A 16,482-nucleotide genomic window follows, 5' to 3' on the forward strand; every position below is an offset into this window, starting at 1 on the left:
AAAACACCCCGCACAAAACCGCGAGGTGCTGTCTGATAAAAGAATGCTCTACATCTAATCATGATCTATGCCATATTGGCAAAAGAGACCGAAACCTACAATTTGGTAACGTTAGCAGCCTGTTGACCGCGAGCGCCTTCGACAATATCAAATTCAACTGCCTGGCCTTCATCCAAAGATTTGAAACCTTCTGTTTGGATTGCAGAGAAATGCACGAATACATCCCCGCCATCTTCACGCTCGATGAAACCATATCCCTTTTCTGCATTGAACCATTTCACTTTACCCTGCATGCCAAACATTCCCCTCTATGATTGAATCAGTACGCATTGTACCCACAATTTGAATATATCACCCTCCCTTTCCAGGTGTCAATTCTATCCACGGTTTGTTAGCCAAATATTTAGAAAATTCACGTATTAACATTACGTTAATAACTAATTCACAGGCACAAATGCAATAGAAATAAGCTTACATGGCTATTTTCAAAAAAGTTGTACACAGAGTTATCCACATTGTCCACAGAATTCACCCGGTTTATACACTGAAATATTGGCCAGGGATCACAGGTATAAGAATATATTCTCTAATACATCCATAAAAACTACAGTTTTATGACATACAAAATAACCGTACAAACCCGTTTGTACGGTGACTTCGAGTACTAATAAAATTAGGGTGCATCTATTTTCGTCTATCCATGTACACACCATCAAAGGTATAGTCCGCTTCGTATGCGGATTTTTGTTTTTTGCTCGAGGTAAACTTGTTAGTATGAAGAGCTGCCTCATCTTGAAGCGCCTGCATCTTGGCAAGAATGACTGCATCATGCTGTAGAATGCGTTTGGACACCGTACTATAACGTTCCCTCTCGTCTCCCTCGTAATTCGCTTGACGCAGCTGTTCAACAAGCAAATCACGCTGCTCAACGAATTCAACAAGACTCTCGAAAGTAGCGTTCTCCAGATTATGTACCATCTGCACAGTTGCATTCTCTAATTGCTCAAATACCTTATACATGCTGTGCTCCAGAAGTATTTCCCTGTCTGATTGCTGTTGCAGCACTTATCCATGTTTCTTTCAAATCCACCAAGAATTGTACGACCTCTTCTATGATCGCAATATCTTTTTTGATATTACTCTCTATTAATCGGTGGAGAAGATAGTCATACAGCTTTAATAACCCATCTGCTACCGGAGATTTGACATCCAATGTCAATACAAATTCGTTAATAATATTTTGGACTTTTCCAATATGGGAGCCTGCCTCGATGTATTCCTTCTTTCTGATTGCTTCCATTCCTAGCTTGCAGAAACGGATCGCACCATCGCATAGCATGATCAATAATTGTGTAGGCGAAGCAGTACGAATGGAGTTTTCCATATACTTATTCTGATTTAAATTCATCATGATGAGACGCCCCCCTTCAACTTAATAAGCCTATTTACCAGATCCAAAGTTCTGCGATATATAGGAAGACTGCTGGTTGTATTTATTAATAGCTGATTCCATAGCCGAAAACTGTGTGTAGTAACGGTTCTCAATAATGGTTAAATTTTTGTTCTGGGCATTAATTTCTTTATTTATTCTATTAAGCTGTGCTCCTAACAAGCTGGTGTCCTGATCGGATGAATCATAGGCGCTGGGAAGCCCTGCTTTTTGCTTAAAGCTGCTGATAGTCTTATTCAAATCCGAATACAAACGTTGGGCTACTCCCATAGTTGATTTATTGGTGCCATCGCCAACGGGTGTTAAGATGTTCTTCACGCTCTCTGGATCAGCAGCCAATGCTGCTCGCAACTTCTCTTCATCCAAGTACAATTTCCCTTGCTCAGTATAAGCTCCTGTTGAGATACCCAGAGAGGCCATTGAGTTATATTTACTGCCGTTTGATATAGGAGTACTCATATCAAACCTCATATTGCTGGAAGCTGTTGTTAGAATGGTGTCATTTTTAAGTAATCCACTCTTTGCTTTGCTCTCCCATAGTTTAATATCGTCTTCCTTCATATCAGTCTTTTGTTCACTGGTTAAAGGAGTATAATCCCGATAACGCGCTTCACTGTTCTTAACATTGACCGCCTTCAGAATCTCATTGTAATCGGTTATGAAGCTTTTAACATTCTCAACTATTTTATCTACATCCGTTTGCACACTAACAAGAGCACCTATTCCAGTCGTCGGTGACTTTAACGTGATCTTGAGTCCATTCACAGTAAACGTGTTACTGTCTCTGGTAGTTTCCAAACCATTAATGGTAAACACCGCATTCTGCGCCGCTGTCCCGCTGGCTGTAGTCACCTTCAACGTGTTGGTTAAGAAGTCACCTTTGACGTCATTGAATTGAATTTTATCCATATTGGTTACTTTTCCATCAGTACTGATATTCGTAAGTCCCGTATTCTTTGCACTAAATGAAATTTTACCTGTCACTGAATCGAACAAGGTTGTAACATTGGTTTTGGTATTGATTCGTTTGACAACATCGTTAAAAGAATCCACAGCAGGATCTATGGTTATTTCTGTCCCGTTGATTTTGAAGGTCTGCTTATCATACACACCGTTTGTTTTTGTAAAATTACCTAATAAATTGTCATCTTGACTGCCTAGAGTAGCACTTGGATCAAATGTTTTGTCCGTAACTTTAATACTGGAGGCACTAGAGTTCGAAGCTGATGTAGCTAGACTTGTTACTTTAATAGTGGTCGATCCTACTTCTGCATTCCCGGTTGGAGTCACGCTTATCGAGTCAGGACTTCCGGAAACCTCCGCTTTTTTTACTGAAAACGTAGCTTCTAGCCTATATGAGGAGAGCTTGTCACTGCGGTAAGTAGATATCTTGGTATTCATTTCACGATAATCATCACGCTGCCATTGCAATATCTGTTTCTGCTGCGACATTTTATCAACAGGCTTACGTTCTGCCGACATCATCTTCTTGACCATTGCGTCAATATCCATACCGGAGGCCAATCCAGACATACGACTTACTGCCATATTTCATCACCCGCTTTGACTTGTTTTAGATTACTCTACCTGCGTTGGTCAATGAATAGACCCGCTTTCTCCATCAATTTCGATATGAAATCAAGACTTTTCTCAGGAGGAATTTCTCTTATGAGTTCACCCGAATCCTTATCCAATACTTTAATGACAATTTGTTTCGTTTGTTTATGTACTAAATATTCAAACGTTGTATTCCTGCCTTGAATAGCCTTCAGTGCCTTATCAATCGCCTTAATAAAATTTTCATCACTGATCGGAAGAAGCTCCCCTTGTAATTGAGCTTGCTTCAGCTCGGTAGTGGACTGCATAGTAAGTACGGCAGCTTCTGAATCTTTGATTGGATTTGTAGAGGATTCTACACTAGCTGATACTACACTTACAGGGATAAATCGATCCGTGCCACCGGATGTGTTAACACCATTTACATGATTCATAATATAACCTCCATCCAATTCGTCTAATTACTATGTTTATCGGATAGAGGTTGTTATTTTATTAGATAAAAGAACTAGATTTCCTATATTAAAATACTGATTTAGTTTTTAATCAAAATCGCCATGTAAGCCATTGATTTATAATTGTTTTTTTCCATTAATTTCATTATATGTCCAATATACTGATTGTTATGTTCAACCGTTTTTGCAAACGACTGAATAAGCGTAATAACCAAATCAAGATTAAAATTTTCTTTATAGAATCGGGACATTCCTATTAAATGCATTTTAATTAAACCATAGTGAAGTACCATTAATACATATTCATCGAACACTGAACTATACATACCCAAGGGAAACGTATTCTTGTATACGTAATTCACCAAATAATTCTCAAGTATATATTCGTAGTTTTCCATAAAAGGTAAATAATATTTTGTATAAGCTTCATCGTATCTCTCTGCAATGTCTTCAACGCTATCGTCCAAATTATATTGAATTCCATGAAGAAATGCCGCAAAGCACTCAAAGTAACGTTGATTACTTACACCTGAAAATATTCGTTCATCAGCTAACTCCTTTAAAAGTTCCATTTGAACAGCAGCATGTGAAGGTACTCCTGACAAACTTTCCTTAATTGAACCGTCCTCTAACATATTGGAGAACGAACCAATTAGAACGGGGATTTCACTAATTCTAGAATCATTTTTGTACTCTTCAAGTTTCTGGTAGAAAAAACCTAGAATGACTAGACGATCTGTTAAGGAATAACGCCGGTCCTGCAAGACATGAATGGAAAAAATACGAAGCTCCCAAAAGTAACGCTCAAGTTTATTACTCATAATTTTGTTACTTGTATCAATCGTTTTGGAAATGATGCTGCGAACATCCCCCAATTCTTCAACCTCATCGAACTCAATACCTTCTGGATTTAACAATGCAAGACGGGCTGCTTCAGGACAGGACATCGTTGCGGATTTCTCCATAATATTGTTTACAATGTTCGTTACTCTTGGATACGTTGCACACACATCTGATAAGTATGTTTCTCCTAACTGGCCTTGAATCTTACAAAGTCGTTCCTCAGTAAGCATAGGGCATGCACCACCAGAAGCTAACTTGATTTTGGCATATTTACTGTCACTTGGATTTGAGCGATTCCTCTTAACATGTTTATCCAGCAACAGCTTCAAATCAGAGTTAACCAATTGGTTATATTTTTTATAAGTTGGTTTATCTACTTCAACACGCCATCCCACACAACAAGTATCCTCACAAGCAGTTCCAATACAATTAAACTCATTCATATATTTGGGAACAAGCAAAGTTCGATTACGCATAATTTGTCTACCCCTTTTTGTCGTTAAATACCTTAGTACTATATCGACATTTTGCAGTAAAGAATGAAGTTATACATACCACATTTTTTCAGCTAAATTGTGAAGATTAAGACAATATATACGGAAACACCAAGGTCTGTATGCTATTTCTCCAATCAACAAATATAACAATTAGTCTTGTTCTGATAATATACAACACTTTAGTCCATTCCAAGTTTTCATACAAATCTACGATTTCTTCAATAGACGTAATTATTAAAGCATTGAGATCTTCTATACGCTCCATAGGGAGCAATCTACCGATTAATAAAAGTGAGCGTTCAATGTGAGAATACGCACTAATCACATCTACAAATAGCCTCATAGACTCCTCAAATAATCCCCGTTCTATTTGTACCGGAATATGCTCTATCCCTTCCAGACAAGTTTCAGACAGTTCTGCTGTGAGTTTCATTACTTCTAAATATCGTTCCATAGGTATTCCTCACTTACCTTATATTATAAAGAAAAAGAAACCTTAGTAAAACTAAGGTCTCTCTGTCTATACGTATGAATATTAACGAAGCAATTGAAGTACGCCTTGTGGCTGTTGGTTTGCTTGAGCTAGCATCGATTGAGCTGCTTGAGACAAGATGTTGTTTTTTGTAAACTCCATCATTTCTTTCGCCATGTCTACATCACGAATACGAGATTCAGATGAAGTCAGGTTCTCTGCGGAAGTTCCCAAGTTGTTAATTGTGTGTTCCAAGCGGTTTTGGTAAGCACCCAGCTTAGCACGTTCGGAAGAAAGATTAACAATTGCGTTATCCACTACGCTGATTGCTGTTTGTGCACCAGCTGCCGTGGAAACATCCACATCCTGAATACGCAATGCTTCTGTACCCATATCGTTGATGTCGACTTTAAGCGATTGTCCTGCATTTGCACCGATTTGCATAGTCAATGAATTGTCTGATTTTGCATTTTGTGCTTGTTGAGTTTCAGTGAATTTACCGAAAATCGTATTAAAGCTTGCTACACCCGTAGTGTCGGTTGCGGATTTTTGTGCTGAGAAGCTCAGGTTGGAAATATCCTTCGAAGCTCCATCTGCACCGGTAACTTGAATTTTACCACTAGTAGTATCCAAGGAAACTGTAGCACCCTTGAAAGCATCCAGATTGCGCATTGAATTCAAGATATCAGCCACACTTGAATCGCCCTTCACCGTTACTGAAGTGGAGAAGCCCTTACCATTCTGTGTACCGCTAATGTTGATGACGTTCCCTGCTTTGATGCCTAGACCATTCCCATCCACATCGGCTAATGTAGAAAGTGAAGTTCCTGTGGATAAAGATCCTTTAACCAGATCAGTTCCATAAGCGTTTGTGTTAACTCCAGATGAAGAAACCGAACCGGAATTAGTAGCAGCACCTGTCAATACTGTAGCGCCGCCGCCCGCTGCTCCATCTTCAATTTTAAATGTAGATGTACGCGCATTAGTTGTAAAAGACAACTTATCTGTTGCACCAGAAGTAACAGTGTTGACTGTAATTGCACCAACACCGAAGGATTTATCTAATTGATTTTGCAATGCTTTAACAACCGCATCGCGTGAGCTCAATTTAGATGCAGCAGCACCATTCGTATTAATTCCATCTTGGCCCAACAAATCAATGGTTACTGTTTTATTTCCTAAAGTTACATCAAATTTTGTGTTTTTAGCAGCAGCAGTAAAATCTACACCAGCTGCAATATCTGAACCATTGATTACGCCGGCTGCACCAGCAAATCCGATAGTTGCACTTGCAGAGGAAGAAGTATCAACTGTGATGCTGGAAGAAGCGCCAGTTGTATTCGATACGAATTGGATCTTACCATTATTATCAAGCTCTGCTCTCGCTTTGCCAACCAGATTGCTATTGCTATTAATTTGGTTGTTGATCTCGTTAACAAGATCTTTAGGAGTGGAATAATTCCCAGCTTTTAAAGTAATAGTTTGTGCAGTTCCACCATCAACAGTCAATTTAAGCTGATCGTTGGCGCCATTAGATATTACTGTTCCACCTGCAATAGCAATAGTGGTATTTGTTCCCTTAGTAATTGCCGCAGCCGCCAAAGTATCTGCAGTTGATGCCGGTGTTGCACTTCCAAATAAATTAGCACCAGTAGCTGTTACTTTGAAGGTATCCGTTGCAATCTTAGATGTCAAAGAAAGATGCCCACTACCGTCATCGCCAACCTTTACGATATCTTTTCCATATGCCGTATCCAATTTATCTTGCAGATCTGTTTTAATTTTATCAAATGTGTAGCTAGTACCCTTCGTATAACCAAAAGAGATAGCCGTTGCTGCGCCCTTACCAATTTGAATAGAGAAATCCAAATCAATACCTGTACCCGCAGCACTAGTTGTAAAACCATTTTTCAAGTCTACAGTACCTGTAATGTTACTAGCTTTTCCTGCAAAGCCCATAGATTGAGTCGCGCTTTGTCCTGCAGTTGCAGAAGCCTTCACATCAAGTTTTATTGCTGAAGAGCTACCAGTTGATACAGTAGTAATCTGCAAATGGTTGTCCGCAGTCAAGCTGGCAACTGCCTGATTGAATTGATTACCATTATTAGCTGCACCAACAGCAGTTCTAATAGCCTCGTTAACTGCATCTACGAACTGCGAACGAGTGTAGCCATCACCTGAGCTTGCCGCAATTTTCACTTCAGCAGCAGCAGGTGTACCATTAATTTCAATTATAAATTGATCATTGACACCTGTTTCAATAACAGTTTTTTCAGCTAGTGCTGCTTGTCCAGTTAATGAATAACCAGTACCATTTTTACCAGCAGCTGCTGAACTAATGTCAGTTACAAGACCAGCTCCAGCAGTTCCACCTGTTGCTGCGATATCGCCAGCTTTGAAACTATTGGATACATCAATGGATCCTTGTACAGTTTTTGCAGCAGTCAGGCTACCATTCAACAACTTTTTAGTATTGAACTCTGTTGTGCTGGCAATACGGTCAACTTCGGATTTCAACTGGGAAACTTCTTTTTGAAGCTCGCCACGGTCGGAGTCAGTTGCTGTATCATTGGATGCTTGAACAGCCAACTCACGCATACGTTGAAGGATGGAGTGAGTTTCATTCAAAGCGCCTTCAGCCGTTTGAATCAAGGAAATGCTATCTTGAGCGTTCGTGCTAGCTGTAGTCAAGCCACGAATTTGACCACGCATTTTTTCGGAGATTGCAAGACCTGCTGCATCGTCAGCCGCTTTGTTGATGCGAAGACCGGAAGATAATTTTTCAAGTGCTTTGTTCGTTGCACCGCTGTTGTTAGTTAATTGACGGTGAGTGTTCAATGCTGCAATGTTGTGATTAATTCTCATTTGTTCTTCCTCCTTGAAAGTTACTACCACATCCATGTGGTTAGTTATATTGGACTATTCTAATAGGTCGGCCGCACCTAATTAGAAGCACCTATATTATATATCGAATTTCGACATCGAATTGTTTAGAGCATTTCTTCGATTTTTAAAATAATTTGTATTTCGTCATTGTTCCGTTTTATTTTTAAACATTTTACCTAAGTAACTTGCTTTGTTCCGGCTTATTGTCGATTCCTGATTCATTTGCTTGATTTGCTCGTACACTTCTTTTCGATATACGTCGACAGACTTTGGCGCTTGGATGCCTATCTTAACAACATCGCCTTCACTTTCCAGTATGATAACCTCTATATGATCTCCAATGATGATGGATTCGCCTTTTTTCCTCGATAGTACTAGCATGTGAAACTCTCCTTACCAGGCAGGGATTCTTCCTTGTGGTTATTAGGAAATAGCTTGTGCTTAATGCTATAGGATGATCCATGCAAAATAATTTGACGTGCAAGCTTGTGCTGAATATTGATTATAATAGGAGCCATCAAATTCACTGTAGCCTCTTGGATATGATCCTGAACCGAAACCATACTTAGCACGATAACATCCGTATCCTTAACAATCTGCAGCTCGTCTCTAACCGCTTCCGACAGATCAAATTCATAGTCAGTGAAAAACTCAAACGGATTCGTAACAACGAAGGCCAGATCACCCTGATCTACGGATTGCATGAATAGAAAGAGCGAATCTTCTTGTATGGGTAAGAAAGTAAATTGCTGTAATTCCTCGAAGCCCGGCAGTCCATGTGTGAAAACAAATGTACTCTCTTTATCAATATCCACTTCACCAAATCTTGATGTTAACAATCTCATTCATCTCCATCCTTTCAACCTTCAAATAAAAAACAAAAAGCTATAGATCTGTTTCAATCCATAGCATGTGAACATTCACATTAACGTATCAATTTGTGGTGGTATGATCTCGACCTTGCCCCACCGCAGCATCGAATACTCAAGCTTACCCCGTTGGTACTCGATTTCCGGCGGATTGATCTGGGAATTAATCTGGACCCCGCCTCGCTCTGCTTGTATTTCCGGGTCCCTACGATTGAAGTGAATATCCACATTGTCATAGGAAGCTTCTCCAACAAAGTCTAATTCTGAGAATCCGGTGATCTGGCTGCGCTCCACCGCTATATCAGCAATTGGGTTTCCCCCCTTGTGAATAGCGTACATTCGATTACCGTCTTCTACCCTTCTGGCAATACCTTGCAAGGCGATGTCGCGAGATTGGCTGTAGATCCGATTCATAACCTCCAACGTGCCCGGCAAGCCTAATGCGTCCCACGCTTTACTTTGATCTATTTCTAATTCACCATTCGGTTGATGCATTTCCAGCTTGGTCGAGGTTTGCTGCAACTCCATCGTTGGACGAGGCTGTCTAATATCATATTGACCTGAATCAGCATCAATCCCGATCTGGGCATACTCCTGACGAATTTGGATCGAGGGTAGTGGAAACATATAATTCGACTCCTTTTACCTGAGAAAATCGACCAGGCTCGGTTGGATGATCTTGGCCCCCGTGGAAAGAGAAGCTTGATATACGTTCTCGGCAACCTTCATATTCGTAATAACAACCGACATATCGGCATCCTCTGTCTTGGATTGAAGACTCGCAACATTAATTGCAACATCCTTCAAGCGATCCTCAGAAAGCTCGATTCTATTCATCTTGGCCCCTGTATCCGAACGCATGTCAAGTACCTTGTTCATCCGGGAATCGAAATCCCCGATCGCTTTATTAATCCCTGTAAAATCTCCTTTTCCCAAGGCAGTCACGAAATCCTGTGTGATCTTGAATACATTATCTGGATCTGTCGGTAATCCAAATGCTTTGTTGGCTGATGCATTGACTCCAATCTTCACACCTACACCGATCTCAAAGCGAATAGTTCCTTCATCAGCTTGCTCATTTTGAGCATTAGCCAATGTATATGGCTGCACATCCGTAAGTTCGCCATTGAACACATACTTTCCATTAAACTGGCTATTACCAATGTCCACCATTTGCTCATACAGCTGAGAAGCCTCAGATTTAATCGTATCCAAAGCCTCCTGCGGATTGGTACCATTAGAAGCCTTGACCGCTGACTCCCTTAGCTTCTGGAGTACATCTCCTGCCTGCCCCAGAACCGTATCCGTATACGACAACCAGGATGTGGCTGCACTGGCATTGGATTGATACTGGTCATTAGCAGATAATTCACTGCGATATCGCATGGAGAAGCTTATTCCAACGGGATCATCCGATGGTTTATTAATTCTTTGTCCTGTTGACAGCTGATTTTGCAGTTTGTCCATTTGGTTCATGTTGGTATTCAAATTCCGTAGGAATTGGCTGCTCATCATGGACTGTGTCACTCTTTGCAATCGACTCACCTCAAACTTCACTTAGTTTTGTAGATTATCTGCCTACTACACCCATGCTGTTAATTACTTTATCCAGCGCTTCATCATATACTGTCATTGCCCTGGCAGCCGCATTATATGCATGTTGAAACTTTATCATATTAGACATTTCCTCATCCATAGAAACGCCGCTAACCGATTGCCTTCTGGCTTCCACCTGTTCAACCAAAACCTGCTGGTTCGTTGCTTGCCTTTTGGCCTCCTGACCCTGCACACCAAGCTGCCCGACTACAGCACGGAAGAACTCATCTACGGTCCCATCCTTCAACACGACAGCCCCAGAACCAGTAGGGTCAAAGTTAAATGGTTTATCTCTTAATCCAGCTATAAGCAAAGACATATCGTTGTTACCGCGAACCACCTTCTCCACACTATCTGTAGGATCAACGTAAGTTCTCAGTGATGCCGCAATCTTGGAAACATCATTCTCTATAGTTGGGTTGACCTTAAGCGTTGCTGCTGAGAGAGTTCCACTTGAACTCATGAAAAAATCTGTCCCCAACGCAGCCTTTCCATTATCCATACTGTAACCAAGCTTATGCAGCCCATTAAAGCCCTTAACTGTGATTTCTCTATTGTCTGTTTCTTTCAGTGTTCTATCCGCTACCGATCCTGAATAGGTTTTACTGCCAACGGCAGTTCCTTCAGGTACAACCGAACCTACAGGCAATGTAACCTTAATATCGCCCTCGACCAATGTTTTAACCATTGTATCTATTTCATTTGAATAAGAAGATACCAACTTATCGCGTGAGTAAATCATACCGTACACTTCACCGCTGGAAAGATCACCTCCGAAGCTGCCCTGGAGAGATTCCGGAGTTACGGTTGATGCGACATTAAAGCCGTCTACCAGCACCTGGGCACCCATAGAAACTCTATATCCGTTGACATCTTCTTGAACCGTAATATTAATCGTTTTCGATAGATCGTCCAGAAGTACATTTCGCTGATCCCGCAGGTCATTAGCATTATTACCAAAGCCCTCTATACGGTAAATTTCGTTATTCAACGCAGCGACCTGTTGAGCAGTCGAATTAATATAGGTTGACTTCACATTGATATTATCCGTTAAATCGCTGTTAAGATTGCTTAGCTGTTTGGATGTATGATTGAATGCATCCGACATTGCGAGTGCGCTTTCCTTCACTACTGCACGCGCTGTCAGATTGTCTGGAGCTTTACTAAGTTCCTGCCAAGCATTCCAAAAGTTTTGAACGACTTGTCTAACACCTGTGTCTGACGGTTCATTAATGATAGCCTCTAGTTTATCGAGTGTATCCTGACGAATATTCCATTCTCCTGAAGATTTGTTTTCATTATAATACTGTGAGTCCAGAAAATTTTCCCGAACCCGGGTGATAGAAGTGAACTCAACGCTTTGCCCCATCTGTCCTGGAACTGTGCTCCTCTGCAGTCCAATGGCTTCCATCGGCTTTGCCGCCACCATGTTAACTACCTGCCGGGAATAGCCCCGTGTGTTGGCATTGGCAACGTTATGACCGGTTGTATTCAACGCCTCTTGTTGTGTAAATAAGGCACGCTTCGATATTTCTATTCCACCAAATGTTGACCGCATAGCGCGAGGTCTCCTTCCAATTGATCGTGCTCGTGTATAGTGTGAGGCTTGTGCCTGTTATGCTCTGGTATCAAAAATGCCAAGTCGCTTGTTGTTGCCACGAGCATTGTGCTGAGGCTTATGATAAAAGGCTTCATCATCGGGTGGTCCCACGATTAGATCCAAAGAATAATCGATGAAAGATAACGAATGCTCAATTAGCTGTTGATTCAATTGATTCATTTCCCTAAGCTTTCGTATCGTACCCAGAAGCTGCTTTTGCAGCGCTAGCAATGTTTTCTTTTCTTCCATATTAAAAATAATTTTCGTTAAATCGCTCACAGTCACTTTGGGATTAGGCTTGTAGCCCTTTTCCATTAAAAATTCTCCAATCACTTTCAAACGCTGCTGATCCAACTCACCAAGCTGCTTGATCAGTTTGTTTTCCTTAGCCACGATTTGTGTCAGCCTCTCCACATCGTTGTGGATGAGCACCTGCTTCTTCTCTTCAGCCAACTCGCACAATGCATCGTGTACATCGTTGAATGCCGTCATTGTTTGAATCAAAGCCTGAAATGCCATACGACTCATCCACCTAGTTGTTTAGATTCAGTATTAATTTATAAACGGAAAAAGCTTTTCTGCAAGTGTCCTGGCATCCAATTTGTAAGTTCCTGCTGCGACTGAATTTTTTAATGATTCAATCTTTTCTTTCGAGTGTTCCACCTTTGAAGGATTCAATGAACCTAACAGCTCCTTGGCCTCATTCGATATCTCCACTTGATCTTTCTTCTTACCGGATTTACCGGTTGTGGAGACAGACAGAGCATCATGGTTCTTTTGATATTGATTAACGGCACCGATCCGATTAGTTCCATTTATCTTCATGAAAAACACCTTCTTTCAATTAAAATAACTTCACCGATAAAGCGTTATACCTTTTATCGGTGAAGTTACAGCAAAAGTTTATATTAAGTTTTGAGAATGCCTTGTTTTAGAAACGATCCTTTAAACGGTCCTGTATTTTAAATGTGTTGTGGTTCTCCTGTGCTTCCCGCAGCTTTTTACGATTTTCATCCTCATGCATCTGGTTGGTTTCTTTAGCCAGCTTGGAGCGACATGGTTCGCACATCGTATTTTCACGAATTGCGGTACCGCACACTTCACAATCATAGGTCATATTCGGGTTGCCTTTGATGGAGATGCGCCCTTCACGAATAAATTTGGTGATGAGCTGATGAGATACCCCGGTGGCTTCGCTTAATTCAGTGATTGAGCAGGAACGAAACTCTCTTAAATACTTCAGGCACTTATCATACTGCAAATCGATTTCCTTGATACAATTCCCACACATGCCATACATATTCTTTAAATAGACTTTCCCACAACGTTGACAATTAGCCACATTTAAAGTCATTATTTTATCCCCTTCCGAAACATCAAAAAATAGCATCATGTTACATCTAGTGTAGCTTACAAGTCAAAGGCTTGTACACTATAATTTGGAACGTTTATGGAAATAAATATTTATCTTGCCCAGCTAATCCCGTATACGGCTATATCCAGCTCCATTGTGATCACTTTTGCACATTCACTCAATGTACTGCCAGTGGTATATACATCATCAATAACATACAGTCTTACGGCCTTACGTGCCGTCATCATTTGCAAGCTGCTGCGGGCAGCAGGATTAAGCGCAAATACCCCTTGTAAATCGGCCAATCGATCCCCGCGCGTCTTGAAGCTTTGTTTATCCGTATGGCGCACTCTTTCGAGCAGTCCAATTACCGGAATACCGGTTAACCGACCAAGCTCTTCGGTTAGCTGCTGGGCTTGATTAAAGCCACGCTCGGCTAATCGCCTTTCACTTAAAGGCACGTAGGTCAACAGCTCAACATAAGAACCTGCAGCGCTTTGAGGATCAGTCTGTCTATGATGCATATGATAGGCGTGCAGCAGCATTTTGCCGAGCAAGGCTCGCAGCTTTTCGCGGCCTCGGTACTTAAAAATTCCCAACCATTCCTTCATAAGAGGATTGTAGCTGACAGCACTGCGATTTTGCACAAAATAGGTCTCTCGGCGCCGACTGCAATCCCCGCAGATCTCGGGGCGACCGCAGCATTCGCATTCAACATGCAAGATCCATGGAATGGAGGCGCTGCAAGTATGACAGAGAGGCAGCTCTCCACGTTTGGTATAGGAACCGCTGCATGCGATGCAGGAATAACGGCTCGGCGACAACAGGCGCTCTGCTTGCTTCAGACGATCTGATAACCATTGACTTATACGTGCTCCAGTACTGTTAACCGAAGCCGAATCTTGATTACGCGGGTTATTGGGACTTTCTTGTGTTTGGTTACCGCCATGTCGTCCTTCGTGCTGCTCCGTTAATCTTCCTCCCGGTGTATTCATGGGCTCTGTTCTCCCTTTGAACGTAAATATCCCTTCTTTCTGGCTAAGGCGTTCATCGCCTTGATTTGTCGAACGGCTTCCACTTGTTCTCGTGTTCGTTCCTTGGCTGCAAAGAATACCAGACCTGCCGGGTCATCTGCAGAACGACCCGCGCGACCGGCCATTTGCACGAGTGACGCCGAATCAAATAGCTGGGCATCGGCATCCATAATATATACATCCGATTTGGCTATCGTCACTCCACGCTCCAGAATCGTCGTTGTCACCAACATACGGATGTTCTTATTGCGAAAATCGATGACCTTTTGCGCGCGCAGCTCGTCCTTGGAGGAGGTGCCTTGTATGACAATACCAGGAAATATCCGTCTCAGGAGCTGCACAAATGGCTCTATAAGCTGGATTTTCGGTACAAAAATAAAAATTTGGGCGCCCCTGTTCAACGAAATGCTGAGTTTATCATGAAGGCTGCGCGGTATAGCTGCACGTTTTTGCTGCTGTGACAAGGAAGGTGTGGGCAGCAGGACGGGTACTGGCAGCGGATGACGATGATATCTTGCTGCCACCTTCACATGAGGAAGTCTACCGCGCTCAGCGGCTCTCTGAAGCTGTCTGGGAGGTGTTGCTGACAGCAGCAGGGTTACGCCACCGATCGTGCAGACCTTACGTGCCGCATATTCAAGCATGGGGCTATTGTGATAAGGGAACGCATCGATCTCATCAATAATAACCAGATCAAAAGCCCCTTCGAATCGCAGCAATTGATGTGTGGTGGCTATCGTCAGAGTTCCTGTATCCCAACGCTGCTCGCTTCCCCCATACAACGTGACTACAGGCAGCGGAGCAAAAGCTTTTTCCAGTCTTGGCCTGAGTTCCAGCACCACGTCACGTCTGGGAGTAGCGATTACAACGCATTTGCCTCGGCTCAGCATATATTGAATCATCGGAAAAATCATTTCGGTCTTACCAGCGCCAGTAACAGCCCATATCAAAAATTGCTGCGGTTTATTATGTAATTTGGATTCGGCGCCAGCCTTCCATTTATTTCCTTTCAAAAATGTTAATGCTAAATAAGAGGCTTCCGCCTGCACATTACTCAATCCCCAAGGTTCGATATAGGGTTGGAAATCATGCTCTTCTTCCTTCGAACCCATCTCCTGATCCATATTTGGGTTAGCAGGTGCACTAATCAGAATAGAACAATAGCGTGAGCGGCCCATCGTCAGACACTGCTCGCAATAAGGACAAGAGGTCCCGCAAAACAAACAATCCGTCATCACTATGTGCTTGGCATCCGCTCCACAACGTCGGCATTCGTAGACCGGCTTGTGGTTGAAGGATGGAAAGGTTCGCTTATAGTGCAAGCTGATGCCTTGACTCAACTGCAGCCTACCCTGTAAATAACCCATTTGCACATAGAGTAACGGGTCCTTCATAGCCTCCTGCAGCGCATGGTGTTCCATCAATTGATTTGTTTCATCTACAAGTAAGCTGCGACCTTGCAAGATGCTGATAAGCCCATCCAGCTCATCCTGGCGAACTGTGACACTTCCTTCCGCCGTCTGCCTGTACCCTTTCCATTGCAGGGAGTCACACTCCAGCAGAAGCCCCTGGTAGCTGCCAGCTCGTCTCGCTAATGGTATGTCCAAGCGTTCTGCCTGTTGTTGTATCGCCTTCAGCAGAAGGTCTGGTGAGCAACCCTTGGCATGCTTGGTGCTTTCCTGCATTTCATTCAGCTTGGCAGTCAACGTAAGAGCTTGTCCAAATGAAACAGCAGGTTCAAGCACCCAAATTTTCAAAGAATTCGGATGCTCGCCGAACCAATAGGCCATATCAGCCCTTACATCCAAAGTTAAATGCCACGAATAAGCTTTATCGTTAATTAATGCATAAATGACCGTCTTCATCTCT

The 16,482-nt window shown here is 42.2% G+C and carries 18 protein-coding genes; all 18 read right to left on the reverse strand.

Translation table 11 applies throughout. From position 1 onward, the window contains the following. Positions 1-95: 95 nt before the first annotated feature. Positions 96-293, reverse strand: a complete 198-nt coding sequence (locus OB236_RS12390) for a cold shock domain-containing protein (RefSeq protein ID WP_076233479.1) — start codon at positions 291-293, stop codon at positions 96-98. Positions 294-684: 391 nt separating this feature from the next. Continuing rightward, positions 685-1,020 carry a flagellar protein FliT gene (locus OB236_RS12395; RefSeq protein ID WP_262684283.1) on the reverse strand — a complete coding sequence of 112 codons (336 nt, stop codon included), beginning with the start codon at positions 1,018-1,020 and terminating at the stop codon, positions 685-687. Next, a complete protein-coding gene (gene fliS / locus OB236_RS12400; protein WP_262684284.1) occupies positions 1,013-1,411 on the reverse strand; it encodes a flagellar export chaperone FliS in 399 nt (132 codons plus the stop codon). Before fliS ends, OB236_RS12395 begins: the two co-directional genes overlap by 8 nt. 30 nt (positions 1,412-1,441) lie before the next feature. Next, positions 1,442-2,998 carry a flagellar filament capping protein FliD gene (gene fliD / locus OB236_RS12405; RefSeq protein WP_262684285.1) on the reverse strand — a complete coding sequence of 519 codons (1,557 nt, stop codon included), beginning with the start codon at positions 2,996-2,998 and terminating at the stop codon, positions 1,442-1,444. A gap of 35 nt (positions 2,999-3,033) precedes the next feature. Beyond that, complete coding sequence (locus OB236_RS12410; protein ID WP_262684286.1) at positions 3,034-3,441, reverse strand: flagellar protein FlaG; 408 nt, start codon at positions 3,439-3,441, stop codon at positions 3,034-3,036. 101 nt (positions 3,442-3,542) lie between these two features. After that, the gene (fliB, locus tag OB236_RS12415) at positions 3,543-4,781 is read right to left on the reverse strand and encodes a flagellin lysine-N-methylase (protein ID WP_262684287.1); all 1,239 of its coding nucleotides are present in this window, start codon (positions 4,779-4,781) and stop codon (positions 3,543-3,545) included. Between the two features lie 106 nt (positions 4,782-4,887). Further along, positions 4,888-5,256: a hypothetical protein gene (locus tag OB236_RS12420; protein WP_262684288.1), complete on the reverse strand. Its 369-nt coding sequence runs from the start codon at positions 5,254-5,256 to the stop codon at positions 4,888-4,890. Positions 5,257-5,337: 81 nt separating this feature from the next. Beyond that, the gene (locus tag OB236_RS39795; RefSeq protein ID WP_317259337.1) at positions 5,338-8,139 is read right to left on the reverse strand and encodes a flagellin N-terminal helical domain-containing protein; all 2,802 of its coding nucleotides are present in this window, start codon (positions 8,137-8,139) and stop codon (positions 5,338-5,340) included. A gap of 165 nt (positions 8,140-8,304) precedes the next feature. Then, positions 8,305-8,541: a carbon storage regulator CsrA gene (gene csrA, locus OB236_RS12435; RefSeq protein ID WP_262684289.1), complete on the reverse strand. Its 237-nt coding sequence runs from the start codon at positions 8,539-8,541 to the stop codon at positions 8,305-8,307. Next, positions 8,535-9,005, reverse strand: a complete 471-nt coding sequence (gene fliW / locus OB236_RS12440; protein WP_262684290.1) for a flagellar assembly protein FliW — start codon at positions 9,003-9,005, stop codon at positions 8,535-8,537. Before fliW ends, csrA begins: the two co-directional genes overlap by 7 nt. A 75-nt stretch (positions 9,006-9,080) precedes the next feature. Further along, the gene (locus OB236_RS12445) at positions 9,081-9,656 is read right to left on the reverse strand and encodes a DUF6470 family protein (protein WP_262684291.1); all 576 of its coding nucleotides are present in this window, start codon (positions 9,654-9,656) and stop codon (positions 9,081-9,083) included. A 15-nt stretch (positions 9,657-9,671) separates the two neighbouring features. After that, the gene (gene flgL / locus OB236_RS12450) at positions 9,672-10,574 is read right to left on the reverse strand and encodes a flagellar hook-associated protein FlgL (protein WP_408638455.1); all 903 of its coding nucleotides are present in this window, start codon (positions 10,572-10,574) and stop codon (positions 9,672-9,674) included. 25 nt (positions 10,575-10,599) lie between these two features. Beyond that, positions 10,600-12,183, reverse strand: coding sequence for a flagellar hook-associated protein FlgK (gene flgK, locus OB236_RS12455; RefSeq protein WP_262684293.1), 1,584 nt, complete (start codon positions 12,181-12,183; stop codon positions 10,600-10,602). Between the two features lie 57 nt (positions 12,184-12,240). After that, entirely contained in the window at positions 12,241-12,744 is a 504-nt protein-coding gene (locus tag OB236_RS12460; protein WP_262684294.1) for a flagellar protein FlgN, read from the reverse strand. A gap of 33 nt (positions 12,745-12,777) precedes the next feature. Next, the gene (gene flgM, locus OB236_RS12465) at positions 12,778-13,050 is read right to left on the reverse strand and encodes a flagellar biosynthesis anti-sigma factor FlgM (RefSeq protein ID WP_076233505.1); all 273 of its coding nucleotides are present in this window, start codon (positions 13,048-13,050) and stop codon (positions 12,778-12,780) included. A 106-nt stretch (positions 13,051-13,156) separates the two neighbouring features. Further along, positions 13,157-13,579, reverse strand: a complete 423-nt coding sequence (locus OB236_RS12470) for a flagellar protein (RefSeq protein ID WP_076233506.1) — start codon at positions 13,577-13,579, stop codon at positions 13,157-13,159. A gap of 110 nt (positions 13,580-13,689) precedes the next feature. Further along, positions 13,690-14,574, reverse strand: coding sequence for a ComF family protein (locus OB236_RS12475; protein ID WP_262684295.1), 885 nt, complete (start codon positions 14,572-14,574; stop codon positions 13,690-13,692). Continuing rightward, complete coding sequence (locus OB236_RS12480; protein WP_262684296.1) at positions 14,571-16,478, reverse strand: DEAD/DEAH box helicase; 1,908 nt, start codon at positions 16,476-16,478, stop codon at positions 14,571-14,573. The genes OB236_RS12475 and OB236_RS12480 overlap by 4 nt, the downstream gene beginning before the upstream one ends. Positions 16,479-16,482 lie beyond the last annotated feature (4 nt).

This window comes from Paenibacillus baimaensis (genome assembly GCF_025567575.1).